This is a genomic window from Roseibium aggregatum IAM 12614 (assembly GCF_000168975.1).
Classification (GTDB): domain Bacteria; phylum Pseudomonadota; class Alphaproteobacteria; order Rhizobiales; family Stappiaceae; genus Roseibium; species Roseibium aggregatum.
In genome coordinates, this window is record NZ_AAUW01000014.1 from 1 (window position 1) to 19,145 (window position 19,145).

15 protein-coding genes are annotated in these 19,145 nt (G+C 61.2%); 4 read left to right on the forward strand and 11 right to left on the reverse strand.

Features of this window, described 5'->3' with window-relative positions; genetic code table 11:
- The 3 genes from SIAM614_RS32770 to SIAM614_RS18555 form a co-directional block, all read left to right on the forward strand.
- Positions 1 to 242: hypothetical protein (locus tag SIAM614_RS32770; RefSeq protein WP_006936914.1), on the forward strand; the 242-nt coding region annotated here is incomplete at its 5' end.
- Positions 242 to 979 carry a M48 family metallopeptidase gene (locus SIAM614_RS18550; protein WP_006936915.1) on the forward strand — a complete coding sequence of 246 codons (738 nt, stop codon included), beginning with the start codon at positions 242 to 244 and terminating at the stop codon, positions 977 to 979. The genes SIAM614_RS32770 and SIAM614_RS18550, both read left to right, overlap by 1 nt.
- Before the next feature lie 124 nt (positions 980 to 1,103).
- Entirely contained in the window at positions 1,104 to 1,541 is a 438-nt protein-coding gene (locus SIAM614_RS18555) for a hypothetical protein (protein WP_006936916.1), read from the forward strand.
- Between the two features lie 543 nt (positions 1,542 to 2,084).
- Here the strand turns inward: SIAM614_RS18555 and SIAM614_RS18560 are convergent.
- The 4 genes from SIAM614_RS18560 to SIAM614_RS18575 form a co-directional block, all read right to left on the reverse strand.
- Entirely contained in the window at positions 2,085 to 4,343 is a 2,259-nt protein-coding gene (locus SIAM614_RS18560) for a transglycosylase domain-containing protein (protein ID WP_006936918.1), read from the reverse strand.
- Between the two features lie 279 nt (positions 4,344 to 4,622).
- Positions 4,623 to 5,561 (reverse strand): GNAT family N-acetyltransferase, encoded by a 939-nt coding sequence (locus SIAM614_RS18565; RefSeq protein ID WP_006936919.1) that lies wholly within the window; start codon positions 5,559 to 5,561, stop codon positions 4,623 to 4,625.
- A gap of 291 nt (positions 5,562 to 5,852) precedes the next feature.
- Positions 5,853 to 8,279, reverse strand: a complete 2,427-nt coding sequence (locus tag SIAM614_RS18570; RefSeq protein ID WP_006936920.1) for a hybrid sensor histidine kinase/response regulator — start codon at positions 8,277 to 8,279, stop codon at positions 5,853 to 5,855.
- A 105-nt stretch (positions 8,280 to 8,384) separates the two neighbouring features.
- Positions 8,385 to 8,801 (reverse strand): Lrp/AsnC family transcriptional regulator, encoded by a 417-nt coding sequence (locus SIAM614_RS18575; protein ID WP_006936921.1) that lies wholly within the window; start codon positions 8,799 to 8,801, stop codon positions 8,385 to 8,387.
- A gap of 138 nt (positions 8,802 to 8,939) precedes the next feature.
- Here SIAM614_RS18575 and SIAM614_RS18580 point away from each other — a divergent pair, with 138 nt between their 5' ends.
- A complete protein-coding gene (locus SIAM614_RS18580) occupies positions 8,940 to 9,254 on the forward strand; it encodes an AraC family ligand binding domain-containing protein (protein WP_006936922.1) in 315 nt (104 codons plus the stop codon).
- Positions 9,255 to 10,220: 966 nt separating this feature from the next.
- Here the strand turns inward: SIAM614_RS18580 and trpS are convergent.
- From trpS to SIAM614_RS18615, 7 genes are all read right to left on the reverse strand, one after another.
- On the reverse strand, positions 10,221 to 11,300 hold the full coding sequence (trpS, locus tag SIAM614_RS18585) for a tryptophan--tRNA ligase (protein ID WP_006936923.1): 1,080 nt from the start codon (positions 11,298 to 11,300) through the stop codon (positions 10,221 to 10,223).
- Between the two features lie 120 nt (positions 11,301 to 11,420).
- A complete protein-coding gene (gene murJ, locus SIAM614_RS18590) occupies positions 11,421 to 12,983 on the reverse strand; it encodes a murein biosynthesis integral membrane protein MurJ (protein ID WP_006936924.1) in 1,563 nt (520 codons plus the stop codon).
- 32 nt (positions 12,984 to 13,015) lie between these two features.
- Entirely contained in the window at positions 13,016 to 15,850 is a 2,835-nt protein-coding gene (locus SIAM614_RS18595) for a [protein-PII] uridylyltransferase (protein ID WP_006936925.1), read from the reverse strand.
- A 239-nt stretch (positions 15,851 to 16,089) separates the two neighbouring features.
- Entirely contained in the window at positions 16,090 to 16,461 is a 372-nt protein-coding gene (locus SIAM614_RS18600; RefSeq protein ID WP_006936926.1) for a helix-turn-helix domain-containing protein, read from the reverse strand.
- A gap of 4 nt (positions 16,462 to 16,465) precedes the next feature.
- Positions 16,466 to 17,035: a Smr/MutS family protein gene (locus SIAM614_RS18605; protein WP_006936927.1), complete on the reverse strand. Its 570-nt coding sequence runs from the start codon at positions 17,033 to 17,035 to the stop codon at positions 16,466 to 16,468.
- Positions 17,036 to 17,038: 3 nt separating this feature from the next.
- Positions 17,039 to 18,157 (reverse strand): murein transglycosylase A, encoded by a 1,119-nt coding sequence (gene mltA / locus SIAM614_RS18610; RefSeq protein WP_157139946.1) that lies wholly within the window; start codon positions 18,155 to 18,157, stop codon positions 17,039 to 17,041.
- A 113-nt stretch (positions 18,158 to 18,270) separates the two neighbouring features.
- Positions 18,271 to 18,999: a Tim44/TimA family putative adaptor protein gene (locus SIAM614_RS18615; protein ID WP_050789426.1), complete on the reverse strand. Its 729-nt coding sequence runs from the start codon at positions 18,997 to 18,999 to the stop codon at positions 18,271 to 18,273.
- Positions 19,000 to 19,145 lie beyond the last annotated feature (146 nt).

A 19,145-nucleotide genomic window follows, 5' to 3' on the forward strand; every position in this document is an offset into this window, starting at 1 on the left:
CCGCAGCAACGGCAGCGAAGCCGCACCGTTGTAAAGTCACCTCCTCCCGGACGGTCCCCGAAGGCCAGACCAAAAGCGGCGCCCGCAAAGGCGCCGCTTTTGTCCGTTCCGTGGCAACCAAAATTGCGGCTATCCCACCGGATGCTGGAAATTCAAAAGATCTCCGCCTTCAGAATTGCCGCAAAATCGCGCGCAAGTTCGCTAAAATCGAGACAACTGATTCGTTGGACCTTCGCCCTTGATGTTTCTCCGCGCCGGCAAGAAAACGCTGCCCGATCATATCGAGATCCAGACCGGTGCCAGCGCCGTGCGCATCCGTCTCAAGGCCAATCCGCGCGCGCAGCGGTATCTTCTGCGTCTGCCGGCAGATCGCTCCGGTCCTGTGCTGACCGTGCCTAAGGGCGGCGACCTTGCCCGTGCCGAGCGGTTCGCCCGCCAGCATATCGACTGGCTGATCGAGCGACTGCAGGACAGGCCGGACCATGTCACCTTTCTGCCCGGTGAAACCGTGCCATTGCGCGGCGAGGATCACATCATCGTACCGACCGGAAAGCTGCGCGGGCTGATCACTCTGGGTCACGACGAGATGGAACTCCCGGCGCTGTTCGTGCCGGGCGCGGACGATCACATTCCGCGCAAGGTCACCACCTGGCTGAAGGAACAGGCCCGCGCGGACCTTTCGGCCCGCACCGCCGTTCATGCAGCCACCATCGGCAAGAAGATTGCCGCTATCAGCATCCGCGACACCACCAGCCGCTGGGGTTCCTGCGCCTCCAATGGGCGGCTGTCTTTTTCCTGGCGGCTCATTCTGGCGCCACCGGAGATCCTCGACTACGTCGCAGCCCACGAAGTGGCGCATCTGAAGGAAATGAACCATTCGGCGCGGTTCTGGCGCTTGTGCGAACAACTCGCCCCGCAAACGCCGCGGGCTCGCGTCTGGCTGAAGCAGAACGGCGTCCGCCTGCACGGATACGGCTGACCCAGACCTACCCTCGCGCTCATGCCACCAGACCATCCGGAACGAATAAAGATGGTCCGGCAAAACCTGTTGCAAACACGCGAGAATATGCTTCGATCTCCCTGTGGGAGCTGGGAGAGGCGACATGATAAACTGGAAATATCCGATCCGGGCGGTCACGCTCGTCTTGCTGGGCCTTGTCTTGCCGGGTCTGGCCCTCACCGGTCAGGCGATGGCCGATAGCTGCTGGAACCACAACGGTTCGCTCATGCGCCTGCAGGCGCAGGGCAATCAGCGCTGGCTGTCTTACGAAGTGCCGAAACCCGTTCTGCGCAATGCCGGCGTCCAGCGTGGCACGCTGCTTTTCAGCGGTTCCAAGAACGGCAACTGGTATTCCGGCACCGCCCGGGTGTTTTCCAAATACTGCCCGGGATCGCCGCTGGAATATTTCGTCGAAGGCCCGGTGCGCGGCGACCAGCTTCAGGTCACGGTCACCGGAACCCGCGAAGTCTTCAACAAGTGCCGCCCAACCGGCCGCTACACCACCGACACGCTGGTGTTCACCTACAGCCATCAGTGTTGAGGCGGAACTTCCGGACATTTGCCGCAAGATTTTCTGGTGTGTGGAGCAAGTGGCCCATCCTTCGAGACAGCGCTCACGGGCTTCCTCAAGATGAGGCTGACGGGTGCTGCAAGCCGCTGCGACTGAATATATTGAACCTCACCTGTGAGTGTCTGGTTCGAAAGTGGTGCCCGGGGTGACGGCTTCAACCACATTGTCATCCCCGCGAAAGCGGGGATCCAGTGACCTCATGAGCTAGCTTTATAGACTTAATTCTTACCTGACGGAGTCCTGGGTCCCCGCTTTCGCGGGGATGACGCCTGAGAAGAGCGCAAGTTCATGACAGGAACCACGACAACTGCGTCCTTTGACACTTTCCAGCTAGACTTTCAGGATGAGGTCGATGTTTGAGGAAAGCTGCTGAAGGTCAACATATTCAACCTCATCCTGAGGAAGGCCAAAGGCCTGTCTCGAAGGAAGGGCTGCACACTCGATCAGGACCCCAAAACCACCCCAAATGACTTCGAATACGGCCATGTGAGCCGTAAACGATTTTCTTCCGACTTACCCACCACCAAACAGATTGCGCAAGAGGTTCAGCGGGCCGCGGCGTTCGCCGTTGCCTTCGCCGTTGCCTTCGCCGCCGCCAATGGGGGCTGGCGGGATCGGTTCGCTGCCGGAGCCGACGGTTTCCACCGGTCCCGGTTTGCGCGGGGCGGAGACGGTTGCCGGCACATCCGGCACGCCGGGCAGGTCCGCCACCGGCAGGCCTTCATGAGCGGCGTCCATCACCTCTTTCCAGACGGTTGCAGGCAATCCGCCCCCGGTTGCCTTGCGGGTGGGGGAGTTGTCGTCATTGCCCAGCCAGACGGCGGTGGTCAGATTGCCCGTGTAGCCGATGAACCAGGCATCGCGGAAATCCTGGCTGGTGCCGGTCTTGCCGCCAGCAGGGCGGCCGCTGTCCAGCCGTGCCTTGCGGCCTGTGCCGGTCAACAGGGTTTCCGACATCATCATGTTCATTTCCCCGACCAGCCGGCGGTCGATCACCCGGCCGCGGCCATCGCCCGCGCGGGAGTAGAGCGTCTTGCCATCCACAGTCTGGATTCGCCGGATCACATGCGGCAACACCCCGTAGCCGCCGTTGGAAAACGGCACATAAGCGCCGGCGATTTCCAGCGGCGTGACTTCTGAGGTTCCGAGCGCGATCGACAGGTTGTTCTTCATGTCCGAAGTGACACCCAGCCGTTTGGCTGTGTCGGCAACGGTTCCCGCGCCGACCTCATAGGTCAGCTGCGCGGCCACGGTGTTGAGCGACAGGCTGAGCGCCCGTGTCAGCGTCACCGGGCCGTAATAGTCCTTGGAATAGTTTTTCGGCGACCAGTTGCCGAACCGCAACGGCTGATCCTGGCGGATGGACTGGGGCGAAAGGCCGTTTTCCAATGCGGCCAGATAAACGAACGGCTTGAACGAAGAGCCCGGCTGCCGCTTGGCATAGACCGCGCGGTTGTACTGGCTCTTGGAATAATCGGCCCCGCCGACCAGCGCCTTCACGGCGCCTGCGGTATCCAGCGTAACGACAGCGCCCTGGGAAACGCCGTATTTCTCGCGATTTTCCTTCAATGCGCCGCGCAGCGCCTGTTCGGCGGCGCGCTGCATTTTGGGGTCGATGGTGGTGTCGACAACGATGTCGGTCTCAATCGAGCCAATGAAATGCGGCAGCACGTCCATCACCCAGTCGGCGGCATAGTTCTCGCTGGCGGTTGTGTAGCGGCGCACCACCTTGGCGGGCGCGGCCAGGGCATTCTTGGCTTCGTCGCCGGTGATGTAGCCTTCCTCGTTCATGGCGGCGAGCACGAGCTGCGCACGGTCCTCTGCAAGGTCCGGGTTGCGGGCGGGCGAATAGCGCGAGGGCGCCTTGAGCAGGCCTGCGATGGTAGCTGCTTCCGGTATCGTCAACAGTCGTGCGGATTTGCCGAAATAGCGGCGGGCGGCGGCATCCACGCCATAGGCGCCGGAACCGAGATAGACCCGGTTCAGATACATTTCCAGGATCTCGTCCTTGGAATATTCGGCCTCCAGCCAGAAGGCGAGCACCAGTTCCTGGATCTTGCGCTTGATCGTCCGGTCCTGTTCCAGGAACAGGTTCTTGGCAAGCTGCTGGGTCAGCGTCGAGCCACCCTGCTGCAGGCGGCCGGAGGTGAAGTTGGTGTAGACGGCGCGGGCGAGGCCGACCGGGTCGACACCAAAATGGGAACGGAAGCGCCGGTCCTCGATGGCGATGACGGCATTGGGCAGATAGGGCGGCAACTGCTCCAGGCGCACGGCTTCACCGCCGGTGTCGCCACGGTTTGCCAGCAATTCGCCATTGGCGGCGACGATCTTGACGTTGGGCGGGCGCGCCGGAACCTGCCATTCGGAGGTCGGCGGCAGAAAGGCGGCGTAATAGCCGACCAGGCAGACGACGGCGATGGTACCCCAGATACCGAGCACCATGCTCCAGTAGAAGCCACGCTTGAGAAAACGGCCGAGTGCGGTCGGCGCCTGAAACCTGTTCTTGCGCCTGGCCTTGCGCCGCTTGGCACCGGAGCGGCCACCGCCCCTTCCGTTGCCACGGCCATTGCCGTTGCCGTTCTTGGCGGTCTTGCGGGGGGAGGAAGCGGGTTTTTTCTTGGCCGGAGCCTTGCGCGTCTTGCCTTTGCCGGACGACTTGGAAGAAGGCGCGGCCGGGCGGTCCTGCGGGCTCAAGCGCAGGTCGAGCAGGCTGCTGCCTGAATTTCCGAATGTCGGTTCAACACGCGGCTGGCGTTTCGCCCGAGGCGCCATTGATCCTCCGTCCCCTAACTCCGTACCAACCAGGGTTGGCGTTATCCGGCAAGCACCGGTTTCCCCGGAGATGAGCTTAAATTGCGGCGATTTAAGGGGGCGTTAAGGCTACGGGTTTTTGCAAGGAGACGGCAGCGTCCTGTTCAGGGGACGCAATCAGGCCCTGGCTCGACGGGAACCCTGTCAGAGCGCAGTGGAAAGGATCACATCTCCCCCGATCCCGGCTCGCGCCTTGCCTGGCCGGGATAACAAGGGAAAGCTTGGCAGCTACAGCCGGATTTAGCTGGAATAGCGGCTTGCGTCGGCGCCGTAATAATTGACGTAGCGCGTGTTGAGTTCGGACACCGGCATGATGATCAGAACGTCCGTGGTGCCGAACTGGTGATCGATCACCGCCCCGTCGCCGATGAACGCGCCAAGGCGCAGATAGCCCTTCACCAGAGGCGGCAGCGCTCGCAGTGCTTCCTTGGCGTTGAGTTCCTCGGCCGGCATGCGGTTCATTTCGACATATCTGTCCTCCACCGCACACACGCGCCATTCTTCCGGGGCGCGGGCATTGTGATGCAGGAAGGCAAGCTGGCCGGCAATGGCATCCGGATTTGTGCTTTCAATCGAGGCACAGCCAAGCATGACATCGATATTGTGGCGCAGCACATAGGCCCAGATGCCGTGCCACAGCAGCTCGACGGTCTTCTTGTTGCGGTAGGGCTTCAGCACGCACGAGCGGCCGAGTTCCATGAAGCGCTTGCCGGGGTTGGCGTCGATCAGTGACTGGATGTCGTATTCGGCGGCGGTATAGAAACCGGTGTGCTGATCGGCGATTTCCTGGCGCAGGATCCGGTAGGTGCCGACGATCTCGGGCTTCAATCGGCCCAGCTTGTTGCGCTTCAGCGAATCATGGTCGACCACGAGCAGGTGATCGCAATAGGCATCGAAAGGGTCTGCATCGCGGCGCGTCGCCAGCGTATGCGCGTCGGCAATGGCCGACATTTCCTCGTAGAAAACCTCATAGCGCAGGCGCTGCGCTTTTTTCACTTCCTTGAAGTTACGGGCCATCCGCACTTCCAGAGAGCCGATCCGGCCGAGTGTTTCACCGGTCTTGACCGGTGTTTGCAGGGCAGGCCCGATGCGCGGAGTGGTGGGAAGGTTGGAGTCCGGACGCAGTGCCGGTGTGAATTTCCTGACCAGTTTCCTGGGAGAAAAAAGCCCTTGCCGCATTATGGACATTCCACCCTCGTGTATTCCTTTTGGCGCACCTTACAGGTTTCACAGGTTGTTGTCTGTTTCACCAGCCGAATTACCTTTGCCGGAACAGGAAGTCCGAACCCGGTCAGTGTGCTTCAAGCTTGCCGTAGAACATACTATTCCGACAGCTGGATGACACTCGGTTTTTTGCGCTGTGTTTTCCAGGCGCAAGCTTAGCCCACTCTTGCAGCTTTGTGAATTTTCACGAGCGCCGGTGGCAAGGCTTCCGTTTGCAGCTTGTGCTTGCCGGACCGGAAAACGTCTTCAGCTGCGGCTGACTTCGGCCAGAGCGTCGGAAATCGCTTCAACGGAAAGCGGCTTGGTCAGATAGCCGGCGGCCCCCACTTCGGTGGCCTTGTCCCGTGCGTCCTTCATCACGTCGGCGGTCACGATCAGCACCGGCACATTGGGCCGGCCGGCGGCCTGTTCGTCCGCGCGGATCTGGCGGATCGCCTGAAACCCGTCGAGACCGGGCATGTGCAGATCCATCAGGATCGCGTCATAAGCGCCGCTGGCGGCTTCCTCGACGGCCTTTTCACCGTCGATCACCATTACCGGCACATGGCCGAGCTTGCGCAGCATGGCTTCGCTCAAAAGCCGGTTGATGTCGTTGTCTTCCGCCACAAGCAGGCGCAACGGTCGGGCCGGCACCTGGTAGCGGTTCGGCAGAAAGCCGTTGCTGACAGGTTCCGCGCTCGCGTCCCAGGCATGTTCCATACCCTCGTCTTCCAGAAGGCCGGAAAAGATCTGCACAAGGGTCTCTATCCGCACCGGGCGGATGAGGTAGGCGGCGTACCCGGCTTCCCGCAGATGCTCCAGGCGCTCGCGCTCCGGCGGGGCAATCATCACGACGGCAGGGGCCTTGCAGCCGGTCAGGCGGGCGGAGGCCAGCCAGCCGCCGCTGTCGGACAGGGCGCCGTTATCGACAACCAGAAGGTCGGCTTCGGCCAATGCGGCATCGAGATCCGAACTGCCCGGCGCATGCACGCTCACATTGGCCGCATGATATCTCAGCCGTCTGGCCAGCAGCGGGCATTCGATCTGGCTGGCGCTGACGAATACGATCCTGCGGCCTTCGAGCTTCGCCAGACGCGGGTCCGTGTCGGCAACAAGGGACTCAGGGATCGGCAGGGACACGCGGAACTGCGCGCCGCCGTCCCCGGCGGGCTGCGCCGCGATTTCGCCGCCCATCAGTCCGGCAAGTCTCTGGGCGATGGCCAGGCCAAGGCCGGTTCCACCAAATTTGCGCGCCGGGCCATGGTCGACCTGTTCGAATTCCTGGAACAATCGTTCGGCTTCCTGTTCATCGAAGCCGATGCCGCTGTCGCGCACATCGATATCGAGAAAACCACCGCCGTCCGGATTGGAACGCCCGGTCAGCTCCACGGCGACACCGCCCTCATCGGTGAACTTGATGCCGTTGCCGATGAGATTGTAGAGGATCTGGCGAACGCGGGTAGCGTCCAGCGTCACCTCTTCCGGCAGGTTGGGATCGAGCATCGAGCCGATTTCGAGCGACTTGGCGTGGGCCTTCGGCGCAAGCAGTTCAACGACGCTTTCCACCAGCGCGCCGACCCGGACCGGGGCCGCCTGAATATCGAGCTTGCCGGCTTCCACCTTGGAAAAGTCGAGCACTTCATCGATCAGCAGCAGCAGCGTTTCGCCGGAAGTTTCCAGCGCCTCGATATAGGCGCTCTGTTCCTTGGTCAGCCTTGTGTCGCGCAGGAGTGCGGCCATGCCCAGCACACCGTTGAGCGGGGTGCGGATTTCGTGGCTGACAGTCGCCAGAAACCGCGACTTCGCCTCGTTTGAGCTTTCCGCCGAATGGCGGGCGGCCAGCAGTTCTTCTTCGATCAGGCGCCGTTCGGTGACATCGCGCAGAACGGTCTGCACGAGCTGGCGATCCGTTGTCGTGTCGCGCACCGGAATATCGATGCGCGAGAACCAGCGCGGGCCCTGTGCGGTGTCGATGTGGAGATCCTGGAACCCCATGCCCGGCGTCGTCTTGTCCAGCGCCTGCGTGACGGCGCTCTCAAAGCCCACTTCCTCAAGCAGCGGCAGATGCAGGGTCGCACCCGGCTGCAAGGCATGCCCGAGCCCGAACACATCGTCCGCAGCCGAATTGACATAGGTGATGATGCCGTCCTGGTCCCGTCGCACCACGACGTCGCCAAGCGTTGCCAGAATGCTGGCATGACGTTCGTCGGATTCGCCCAGTTCCCAGGCGCGGTCTTCCAGTTCCTCGCAGCGGGCCATCAGACGGCGGATCTTGTCGTCTTTCACCTGAAGCGCCTGGACAGACCGCTGCATGTCGTCTGCAAATAGACGCCAGACGGCCAATCCACCTGCAAAGAAGGTCAGGCCAAGGCCCAAAAACCGGTTCAGGCCCTCGCCGTAAACCATGACAAAACCAGCGGCAAGGCCGACAATCATGCCGGCCACGGCAAGATGCTGCAGCGATTTGGCCGGCGCTGATACGGGAGCATCGGTCACCCGGCGACCCGGTCCGACTTCTGGCCCGGTATCGGACCTGGCGTCATCGTCGCGGCGGGTTTTTACGGTGTTTAGATAATCGTCGGTAGTTAAGGTGTCCGCTGAAGAAAGCTTTTGCTCTTCGACGAAGAATTTCTCCTGCGCGTCATCGGCTTCTGGCGCGGCTTTGGCCGCGCGTTCGCTGTTTTGACTGACCAAGATAACTACTCTCTACAAGATCCTGTTGCCTTGAGAGTGCGATGTAAACTTTGAGAAACCGTTTCATCGGCCGATAAAAAAGTAATTCGGTGGTTTCGGCCGCATTCATATCCAGTCCTTCAGCACCGGATGGGTCTCGACATTGGCAATTCCGTCAAGGGCAGCAATACGGTTGCGAAGCTCGGCAAGGTTTTCCAGCGTCCGGGCCCGAACCAGCAGCACCATGTCCCGGTCGCCGGAAATCGAGCGGCACTGTTGAACCTCCTCGAATTTTGAAACCATCGGGGCAATGGCGGCGCAGGTCGCCGATCCGGTCCGTATCCAGAGATAGGCTTCGATTTCTGCCGGGTCGGGATCGCTGATCCGGATTGTATAGGCGCGGATGACGCCACTTTCTTCCAGCTTCCGGACCCGGGCCTGAACACTCGATCGGGCGAGGCCAACATGGGCGGCCAGCGTTTTCACGGGTGTCCGGCTGTCGGCTTCCAACAGTTGCAGCAAGGTCCGGTCGATAGAATCCATGGGTTTTCTGTCGTTGTTCTGAGTGGGAAGCTACCGCCGCCCGCCGGCAAATGACCGGCTGAACCGGTCAAATTGCCGGAAGAAACGGCAGCCTGCCCGCGATAGCACACTTGAGTGATTTTGCAGCGGGAGAGTTCCATGGATTTCCATCTCGATACAAGCAGCTTTACGGCGGAAAGAGCCTGGGGGTCACGCCTGATCGGCGAACTGGACGGTATCACGGTGCGTCTGCACTGGACGGACACGCCCTATAAGTGGCACGTCAACGATGGCCCGGAAGTCTTCGTCGTTCTCTCCGGCACTGTCGACATGCATTACCGCGAGGCCGGAGCCGAAAAGGTTCAGCGCCTGACCGAAGGACAGATCTTCTTCGCCAACGACGGCGATGCCCATGTGGCCCATCCGGTCGGCGAGGCAAGAGTGCTTGTTGTCGAGCGCAAGGATAGCGTTTGACGGGGCAGGTCGCGGGGCGGCTGCGGCGGATGCAGTGGCAATGTACAAACCGGCAGGTTAGCCCAGTCGGCCGGATGAAAATCCCAACCTCTCAACCCACCCCGTCATTGCAGGGCTCGACCCTGCAATCCATCCCCTGACCTTCGCCCACGGCAAAGCTTTGCCGATTTGGGGCGTGTCGGCATGGATCCCATGGTCGAGCCATGGGATGATGGAGCTGAGGAAGGGGAAAAGAGGCCTGCCTTTTCATTCCAGGCAATGCGTAGCGAAGCCTGGGATTCAGCATTTGCTGTCGTCAGTACCGGCTCCCACGCGCTGCCATGAATTGTCATCCCGGTTTGACGCAAAGCGGCAAGACCGGGATCCAGTACGCCGTGTCGTCGGAGACGAATAATCGTACATTCAGCTGGATACTGGATCCCTGCCTGTGCAGGGATGACCAGTCGCCTTGCTGTGACCTTTGCTCACGGCAAGTCCTTTTCTCTTTGGGGCGTATCGGCATGGATCCCATGGTCGAGCCATGGGATGACGGGACTGAGGAAGGGGAAAAGAGGCCTGCCTTTTAATCCCAGGCAATGCGTAGCGAAGCCTGGGATTCAGCATTTGCTGTCGTCAGTACCGGCTCCCACGCGCTGCCATGATTTGTCATCCCGGTTTGACGCAACGCGGCAAGACCGGGATCCTGTACGCCGTGTCGTCCGAGACGAATAATCGCACATTCAGCTGGATACTGGATCGCTGCCTGTCCGGGGATGACAAGTCGCCGTGCCGTGACCATTGCTCACGGCAAGGCCTTTTCTCTTTGCGGCGCAATGGCATGGTTCCCATGGTCGAGCCATGGGAAGACGGAGATGAGGCCAGGTCTGGGCCCAACGTCCAGGCATCCTGTTCGTCCGCCATCCCATCCAAACAAAAACCCGGCAGAAACCTGCCGGGTTTTCAGGCTCTGGTTGGTGCCGCAGCGTCTTAACGGACGTCGAGGAAACCGATGATCTTGCGGACATCCTTCAGGACTGGTTCGGCGATGGTGGAGGCCTTTTCGGCGCCTTCCTTCAGGATGGCGTCGATCTGGGCCTTGTCGTCTATCAGGCGACGCATTTCGTCGGTCATCGGCGAGAGTTTCGCCACCGCCAGGTCGGACAGGGCCGGCTTGAAGGTGGAGAACTGCTGGCCGCCGTATTCCTTCAGCACATCGGCCTTGGTCGCGCCACTGAGGGCGGCATAGATGCCGACAAGATTGTCCGCTTCCGGGCGGCCTTCCAAGCCGTCGGTCTCGCTCGGCAGGGCGTCCGGATCGGTCTTGGCTTTCTTGATCTTCTTGGAGATCGAGTCCGCGTCGTCCGTCAGGTTGATGCGCGACAGGTCCGACGGGTCGGACTTCGACATCTTCTTGGTGCCGTCGCGCAGCGACATGATCCGGGTGGCCGGTCCTGCGATCATCGGTTCGGTCATCGGGAAATAGAGATATTCCGGCAGTTCCGGCGACGGTGTCGGGTTCGCAATGCCGATATCCAGTTCCTTGATCCGCTCTGCAAAGTCATTGTTGAACTTGGCGGCGATGTCGCGGGTCAGTTCCAGGTGCTGCTTCTGGTCATCGCCGACCGGAACGTGGGTCGCGCGGTAGGCCAGAATGTCGGCAGCCATCAGGTTCGGATAGGCGAACAGGCCAACGGAAGCGTTTTCCTTGTTCTTGCCGGCCTTTTCCTTGAACTGGGTCATGCGGTTGAGCCAGCCCATGCGTGCCACGCAATTGAAGATCCAGGCAAGTTCGGTGTGTTCGCGAACCTGGCTCTGGTTGAAGATGATCGATTTCTTCGGATCGATGCCGGCGGCCATATAGGCAGCGGTCACTTCACGGGTTGCCTGGGCAAGCTCGTGCGGATCCGGAAACCCTGCGGTGATGGCGTGGCTGTCGACGACGCAGAAGATCGTCGGCATTTGGTCCTGCAACGGAACCCAGCGCGAAACGGCGCCCAGATAGTTGCCAAGATGCAGATTGCCTGTCGGCTGGACGCCGGAAAAGACACGGGGCTGGAACTCCGCCATTTCAGATCCCTTTGATGGTGCGGCCGGTTGGAAGGGCGCTATGAATGTTTGGGCGGGCCGGGTTTAAGCCCGGTCCGTGATCCATGCAAGCCGGAAACGGTGCGCTCCGGCGTTTCGCGTTCAGGTGTTGCGCCGTCTCAACGCTTTCAGCATGCCGATGAGGTCGGACCCGCCGCTGACCTGGGTGAAGACGGCAAAGGTGACCATGCCGACGAGCACGAGCAGAACCAGACTGCCCGCGCGCACGGCCAGCCACGGTGCCGACAGCCAGGGCGCCATGTAGACGGCGGCAAAATGCACCGCGACCCCCATCAGCAGGCTGGCCAGCACCACCAGCGACAGGCGCCGGAGCAGCTTGAAATCTGGCTGGAAATGGCCGCGACGCCACAGAACGATGATCAGAAGCCCGGTGTTCACCCAGCCTGCCAGCGTGGTGGCCAGCGCGATGCCGACATGCTGGAGCATCGGAAACAGCGCCACCGACAGTCCGACATTCACGATCATGCCGATAACGGCGAAGATCATCGGTGTCTTGGTGTCTTCCCGGGCGAAATAGCCGGGCGAAAACACCTTGTTGAGCACGAAGGCGGGTAGACCGAAGGAAAACGCCGTCAGCGCCGCGGCTGTGCCTTCCACGGCGGCGGCATCGAAGCGCACCCGCTGAAACAGCACCGAGACGATTTCCTGCGGCACCACCGCCAGCGCGACGGCAGCCGGCAGCGTCAGCACCAGCGAGAACTCCAGCGCACGGTTGAGACTGTGCTGGTAAGCGCCCATGTGACCGGCGCGTAGCTGCCGGGTGAGGCTCGGCAGCAGCACCACGCCGATGGCGATGCCGATCACCCCGAGCGGCAACTGGTAGAGACGGTCGGCGAAATAGAGCAGCGCGTTGGCACCTTCCTGCATCGAGGCGATTATCTGGCCGACGGCAATGTTGATCTGGGTGACCCCACCTGCAACCACACCCGGAATGCCGAGCATCAGCAGGCGTTTGGCCGATTTGGTGTAGCGTGGCCGGAAGACGGGGATCTTGAAGCCGAGGCGCTTCAGGTCGATGAGAACGACAGCAAGCTGCACGATACCGCCGACAGTGACGCCGACAGCCAGAATGACCCCGAGCGCGGTCTCGTCCTTGATGCCGAGATAAAGCACGGTGCCCAGTACGGCGCTCATCACCACATTCAGCATCACGGGTGCAAATGCGGCGGCGGCAAAACGCTGGTAGGTGTTGAGAATACCGCCGATGAAGGCAAGCATCGACATGAAGATCAGATAGGGAAACGCGATCCGCGACATCAGCACCGTCAGATCGTATTTGGTGGGGTCTTCCACAAAGCCGGGCGCCAGCGCCCAGACGACCAACGGCATGAAGATCTGGGCAAAGGCCGTCAGCACGAGCAGGCAGAACAGCAGGGCAGCCCCGATTTCACCGGCAAATCGCTTTGCGCCTGCATCGCCCTCCTCCTCGACCGTTCGCCCGAACAGCGGGATGAAGGCAGAGTTGAAGGCCCCTTCCGCAAACAGCCGCCGGAACAGGTTGGGCAGGCGGAAGGCCACCACGAAGGCATCGGCAACCGGCCCGGCCCCGACGACGGCGGCCAGCAGCACATCGCGGACGAAACCGAGCAGGCGACTCAACAGCGTCGCGCTGCCGACGGTTGCAAAATTGCGGACGAGACTCATGCCGGAAGGGCTCCGAAGACAGAGGAATGCACTTATGAAGCCTGCCGCTGGACCTTGCGGGCTACGGGAGCTGCCGGGTCGAGTTCCACATGGCCTTCAACCGCATCTGCCAGGCGCTCACGGATGATCTCCTGCCGTCCGATATTGGCAATTTTCTGTCCGGTGAGGTCGGTTACGTAGAATACGTCGACAACCTTCTCGCCGAAGGTCGAAATATGGGCCGAGCCGATGTTCAGGTTAAGCGTCGCAATGGACCGCGTCAGATCGTAGAGCAGGCCCGGACGGTCGAGGCCGGAAATCTCCAGCACCGTGTAATCGTCCGACAGGGCGTTGTTCACCAGAACCTCGCTGGCCACCTTGAAGGCTTTCATGCGACCCTTGACGCCGGTCTTCTTGGACACGGGCTCGGGAAGCCGTTCCTCACCGCGCAGTGTCGTCTCGATCAATGCGGTAATCCGCTCGCCCCGGCGTTTTTCGTCTTCATCGTCGGGCAGTTCCCGGCCGATGAAAATCGTGTCCAGAGCGTAGCCGTCCGTGGTGGTGTCGATCTGCGCATCGACGATATTGGCGCCGGTCGCGTAACAGGCCCCGGCAATGATCGACAGCAGGCGCGGATGGTCCGGCGCCTTGATCGTCAGTTCGGTCACGCCTTCAAAGGCGCGTGGAATGACCTGAAAGGCGAGCTGCTTCTTTTCCCTGTCGGCCTTGTGCAGAAGTTCGGCATGGGAGACCAGCCGCTCCGGCTCCGTTCGCAGCCAATAGGCGGGATAATGCCGGTTCAGATAGGCGTTCCGGTCCTTGGCGGACCAGTGCCCCAAATGGCTGGCGAGCTCTTCCTTGGCCTTGTCGATGGTCTGGCGATGCGACATTTTCGTGTGGCCGCCGGACAGATGCGGTTCGGTGGCATAGTAGAGCGTGCGCAGCAACTGGCCCTTCCAGCCGTTGAAGACACCCGGGCCGACGGCGCGGATATCGGCCACCGTCAGGATCAGGAGCAATTTCAGCCGTTCAAGCGACTGCACGGTGTTGGCGAAATCCGTGATCGTCTTGCGGTCGGACAGGTCGCGCGACTGGGCAATGGTGCTCATGTCCAGGTGACGTTCGATCAGCCAGGCAACGGTTTCGGTTTCCGCGTCGTTCAGTCCGAAACGCGGGCACAGCTTGCGGGCAACCCGGGCACCGGCAATGGAATGGTCTTCCGGCCTGCCCTTGGCGATGTCGTGCAGGAACATGGCGACAAACAGCACCTTGCGGTTCTGCAGCGTCAGGATCAGGTCGGTCGCCAGCGGATGGTCGTCGCCGGAATTGCCGCGTTCGATATCGGCCAGCACGCCAATGGAACGGATCAGATGCTCGTCGACCGTATAGTGGTGATACATGTTGAACTGCATCATCGCCACGACCTTGCCGAACTCGGGGACGAAGCGGCCGAGCACGCCGGTTTCGTTCATCTTGCGCAAGGTCTTTTCCGGCGCGTGGCGCGAGGTCAGGATCGACAGGAACAGCCGGTTCGCTTCCGGGTCGGCGCGCAGGCTGGCATCGACCAGTTTCAGCGAATGCCGGATCAGGCGGGTCAGGTGCGGATGCATGTTGTAGTCATGCTTGTCCGCGACCTGGAACACCCGCAACAGGTTGGTCGGGTCGGTTTCAAACACAGTGTCGGACACCGCATTCAGGCGGTTGTTTTCCACCACGAAACCGGCAGCCCCTTCCACGGGTTTGGCCGCGCTGGAACCTCGGCCCGCCCGCAGGCGGCGCATCATGCCGGTCAGGCCCTTGCCGCGAGGTTCCTTGACGTGTTCTTCCTCCAGCGCGGCGCAGATGATGCGGGTCAGATCGCCCACATCCTTGGCCACCAGGAAGTAGTGTTTCATGAAGCGCTCGACATCCTTCATGCCCGGATGCTGGGTGTAGCCGAGCCGGATAGCGATTTCGCGCTGGACATCGAAGGACAGGCGCTCTTCCGGCCGGCCCGTCAGGAAATGCAGGTGGCAGCGAACCGCCCACAGGAAGTCGTCCGATTTCTTGAACCTTGTATATTCCGAACGGGTCAGAACGCCCTTCTTGACCAGTTCCGATTGTCTTTTGACGCGGTAATGGTACTTGGCGATCCAGAACAGGGTGTTGAGATCGCGCAGGCCGCCCTTGCCTTCCTTGATGTTCGGTTCGACCAGATAGCGCGAAGCACCCTGGCGCTTGTGGCGGTCGTCGCGTTCCTGAAGCTTGGCGGCGATGAATTCGGAGCTGGTGCTCTCGACCACTTCCTTGTCAAAACGCTCTACGAGTTCCTCGAACAGGGCTTCATCACCCCAGATGAAGCGGGCTTCCAGAATGGCGGTGCGGATGGTCATGTCCGACTTGGACAGGCGGATACACTCGTCGATATTGCGGGTCGCGTGGCCCACCTTGAAGCCGAGATCCCACAGCATGTAGAGGATATATTCCACCACTTGCTCGCCCCAGGGGGTCTGCTTGTAGGGCAGCACGAACAGAAGATCGATATCGGATCCCGGCGCCAGCGTGCCCCGGCCATAACCGCCGACGGCGGCAACGGACATGCGCTCCGCGGCGGACGGGTTCTTGATCCGGTAGACGTGGTGCAGGGCGAAATCGTAGATCACGCGGATCAACTCGTCCTGGATATAGGACAGCCGCCCGGCACACAGCAGACCGCCGCCGTCCTCGTCCAGCATTTCCTGGGCCTTGCCACGCGCCTCTTTCACCACCTTCTTCAGCATGGAAAGCACGGCCGAACGGGTCTTCATGTCCGAACCGTCGCCATCGTTGCCGGCAGTCAGCGCGGTCAGGCGATGTCTCAGGTCATCCGCATCGATCAGTCCGGCAAGGTCTTCCTGGGAGAGTTTCATACTGGTCCAGTGTTCAGTTCAGCAGGCGCGGGTTTGCTGCAGCTTATATAGGGGATGGGGTTGAAGGACACGTAAATCCTGATCTGACCCGTCTCGGGCTCTGCCACCATGCGCGTGTTTTCTCAGTGCAGGCGGTGACAAGAGAGATCTCATCGGTACCAACGTCTGCCCTGAAGCCGAGGTTCGCCGATCTCCACGGCGTTTCGGCCAGGAGGACAAATGTGGCAACAGCGGGGTTCTTACACCCCGTCCTTGGCGGCAGCGACACGGAGCTGGTGCAGGAGGGCGGCGAGAGACTCTTCGGAAAGACCTCCGATCTTCAGAGCAAGCTGGTTGGCAAGTTCGGTGGCCTTCGGGTCCATGCCGGCCGTGTCGATGGTCACGCGTGGATCGGACAGTTCGGCCAGGCGCTGGATTTCTTCCGCCTCATCCCAGATGACGTTGAAATAGGTGATGATTCGCTGGACGAGAAACCAGGTCGGCTTGCCGCGTTTGCCGTGTTCCAGCGCGGACAGATAGGCACTGGAAACCGACAAGGCCGCTGCCATTTCCTTCAGCGACACATCCCGTTTCGTCCTCAGTTCCCGGATTTTTGCGCCAAGTGGGGTCACGGCCCTACCTTCTTTTTCGAATGCGAACGTACAGGGCGCCGGCGCCGCCATGGTTCGCGTGGGCTTCCTCGTAGCCAAGCACCACGGCGCGCATGTCGGGCATCGACAACCACTGGGGTACCATTCTGCGCAAAACGCCGCGCTCGTCCATATAGGCACGCGCATCGCCGCTGCCTTTGCCCGTGATCACCAGCACCACCTTGTGGCTTCTTGCCTGGGCCTGATGAAGAAAGCCCCGCAGCCGGTCATGGGCCTGATGCTGGGTCAGTCCGTGCAGGTCGATCCGCGCATCGATGGCTTTGACACCACGCACAAGTTTGCGGCGGTAACGGTGTTCAAGCTGATGCAGCGGCAGCGGTGTGGGCGGTGCCTTGTCGGCTGCTGGGGCCTTGATCGCGGTTGCGGTTTTCGGCGGCTTTGCGGGGGCTGTCGGTTCGTCCGCAGTGATTTTCTCAAGGTCGGCCTTGAGTTCCATTGCCCTGTCAGGATGCAGCGGCGTCAGCGTTTTTGCAACCTTGCCCCACAACTCCCTGTCTTCCGGTGACAGCGACCCTTTTTTGCCCCGTCTTGCCATGGTTCAGTCCGTCGCCACGCTGGAAGGGACAAGGCGGATGGTGGGCACCAGGATGGTGAAAACCGCCTTGTGCCGAATTTCTCCGGCAATGGCGCCGGCCGTCTGTCCGGAGCCGACGAAAATGTCACCCCGCGCCGGACCCTTGATTGCCGAGCCTGTGTCGTCGGCCACCATCAGCCTCCGGAAGGGCGCGTTGCCGCTGTCATGATCTTCCAGCGTGGAGGCCACAAACACCATCGTGCCGTAGGGAATGAAATGCGGATCGACCGCAAGGCTGCGGCCCGCGACAAGCGGAAGGCCCGCAGCCCCAACCGGTCCGTCGCTCAGCCCGATTTCGTCAACTTCCCGGAAGAAGATGAAGGACCGGTTTTGCCGGAACAACTCATCGCGTTCATCGGGATGGGCTTCCAGCCAGGCACGCAGGCCTGCGGCCGTGAAATCCTCCGGCGTGCCTTCTCCCCGGGTCACCAGCAGCCGGGCAATGCCTGTGTAGGGATGGCCGGTCTTGCCGGCGTAGCCGACGCGCATCGCGGTGCCGTCCGCAAGGCGAAGGCGAGCCGAGCCCTGAACATGCACGAAATAGGCGTCGATCGGATCGGCAAGCCAGACGAGTTCGAGACTTTCCGTATCGAGCTTGCCGTCCATGATGGCGCCCCGGTCCGGCATTTCGGTCAGGCGCCCGTTGATCCGCCGTCCGTGGCTGAGCGTGCCGGGCCAGTCTTGCGGCCAGTTTTCCGGCGTGATCGCCTCCAGCCCGTCCGGTTTTTTCAACAAGGGATACCGGAATTCGTCGGTCCTGACGCGGGACGCAGCCAGCTCCGGTTCGAAATAGCCGGTGACGAAACCGCTCTGGACGATCCGCAACGGGGTGAACCGGCTTTCTAAAAATGTCCGCGGCGCGTCGCCGCCCGCTCCGGCTGCCTTCTCGGCGTCGCGACACAGCTTTTGCAGGTCCGACGCGGAAATCGGAGGAAACACTTTGTCTTGGGTGAGGATATCCGGTTTGCGGCACAGGCGCAGAAAGCCGGCAAGGGCGGCGGCATGGTCGTCGTCCTGCCACCCCGGCAGACTGGAAAAGGAGATTTCCTCGAACCGGTCCGGGATCTGTTGGCCTGGTACCATGGCGGAGGCTGCTCCTGAAAAGAAAAGCGGCGCGGCCAGAACCGCGCCCTTTAGCAGTGAGACAAGCCGGAAGCCCGGCCAGGGCCGCGTGTTCCGCTTGCCCTGCATCGTGATTACTCTGCGGATTCGGTCGCGACCAGCTTCCAGTTCGGATCGCGGGACGTGGTGTCCCGGGCAAACGTCCAGATGTCGATCACTTCGCTCACCTTGGCCGGGTCGCCGTCGACCACTTCGCCGTTCTTGTCGCGCGTGGCGGAAATAAGCTGGCTGTGGATTTTCACGGTCACCTGGGCGGTCGAGTTCTTCAGCGCGGCTTCCACGATTTCGGCCTTGTCGATGCCGACAAAGGTCGATTCGATGGTTTCACCGCGTTTTTCGCGCTCGTCGATGGCCGCAACAAAACCTTCGTAGACCTCACGCGACAGAAGGTTTTTCAGGGCCTTCTTGTCACCGTCCGCAAAGGCCATCACGATCATCTCATAGGCGGCCCGCGCACCTTCCAGGAAAGGTTCCGGCTCGAAGCTGCGGTCGACGGAGAGGATTTGCTTCAAAGCACTGTTTAAAGCGGAGCCTGCCGGAGCAACCTTGTCGATCACGACGTCGCCGCCACGGCCGGTGTCTTCGACAGTCTCGGCGTCCTGCATCGGCTGGTTCGGCAACGGGATGACATTATCCTGATCGTTGCCGTTTTTGCGATCGCGCTGCTGATCGGGTTTGGAATAGGGGTCGAATGGCGGGCGTTCATTGCCGGTGCGTTTGCCCAGCACGGATCGCAGTCTGAACAGAATGAAAACCGCAAGTCCCATCAGGAGGAGGTTCAACGGGTCAAAAATCTCGTTCATCGTAACTTCCGGTTACCCTTTTTGAGGCCCTAGAGCCGCCCGCTCTAACTGCCAGGTGAGAGCAGCCTCGTACACAAGGCCTGTCTGCTTCCTATTTAGGGGGTCCTTGAACCAGCATCCAGACCCAAGAGCAAGACTGAATCTTT

Bases quoted from the DNA above. Each gene is read 5' to 3' on its own strand.
- mltA (WP_157139946.1), bottom strand. From the start codon at position 18,157: ATGGTACCAGGCCAACAGATCCCGGACCGGTTCGAGGAAATCTCCTTT.
- SIAM614_RS18575 (WP_006936921.1), bottom strand. From the start codon at position 8,801: ATGGATTCTATCGACCGGACCTTGCTGCAACTGTTGGAAGCCGACAGC.
- SIAM614_RS18605 (WP_006936927.1), bottom strand. From the start codon at position 17,035: ATGGCAAGACGGGGCAAAAAAGGGTCGCTGTCACCGGAAGACAGGGAG.
- SIAM614_RS18595 (WP_006936925.1), bottom strand. From the start codon at position 15,850: ATGAAACTCTCCCAGGAAGACCTTGCCGGACTGATCGATGCGGATGAC.
- trpS (WP_006936923.1), bottom strand. From the start codon at position 11,300: ATGGCGGAGTTCCAGCCCCGTGTCTTTTCCGGCGTCCAGCCGACAGGC.
- murJ (WP_006936924.1), bottom strand. From the start codon at position 12,983: ATGAGTCTCGTCCGCAATTTTGCAACCGTCGGCAGCGCGACGCTGTTG.
- SIAM614_RS18580 (WP_006936922.1), top strand. From the start codon at position 8,940: ATGGATTTCCATCTCGATACAAGCAGCTTTACGGCGGAAAGAGCCTGG.
- SIAM614_RS18555 (WP_006936916.1), top strand. From the start codon at position 1,104: ATGATAAACTGGAAATATCCGATCCGGGCGGTCACGCTCGTCTTGCTG.
- SIAM614_RS18560 (WP_006936918.1), bottom strand. From the start codon at position 4,343: ATGGCGCCTCGGGCGAAACGCCAGCCGCGTGTTGAACCGACATTCGGA.
- SIAM614_RS18550 (WP_006936915.1), top strand. From the start codon at position 242: ATGTTTCTCCGCGCCGGCAAGAAAACGCTGCCCGATCATATCGAGATC.
- SIAM614_RS18615 (WP_050789426.1), bottom strand. From the start codon at position 18,999: ATGAACGAGATTTTTGACCCGTTGAACCTCCTCCTGATGGGACTTGCG.
- SIAM614_RS18565 (WP_006936919.1), bottom strand. From the start codon at position 5,561: ATGCGGCAAGGGCTTTTTTCTCCCAGGAAACTGGTCAGGAAATTCACA.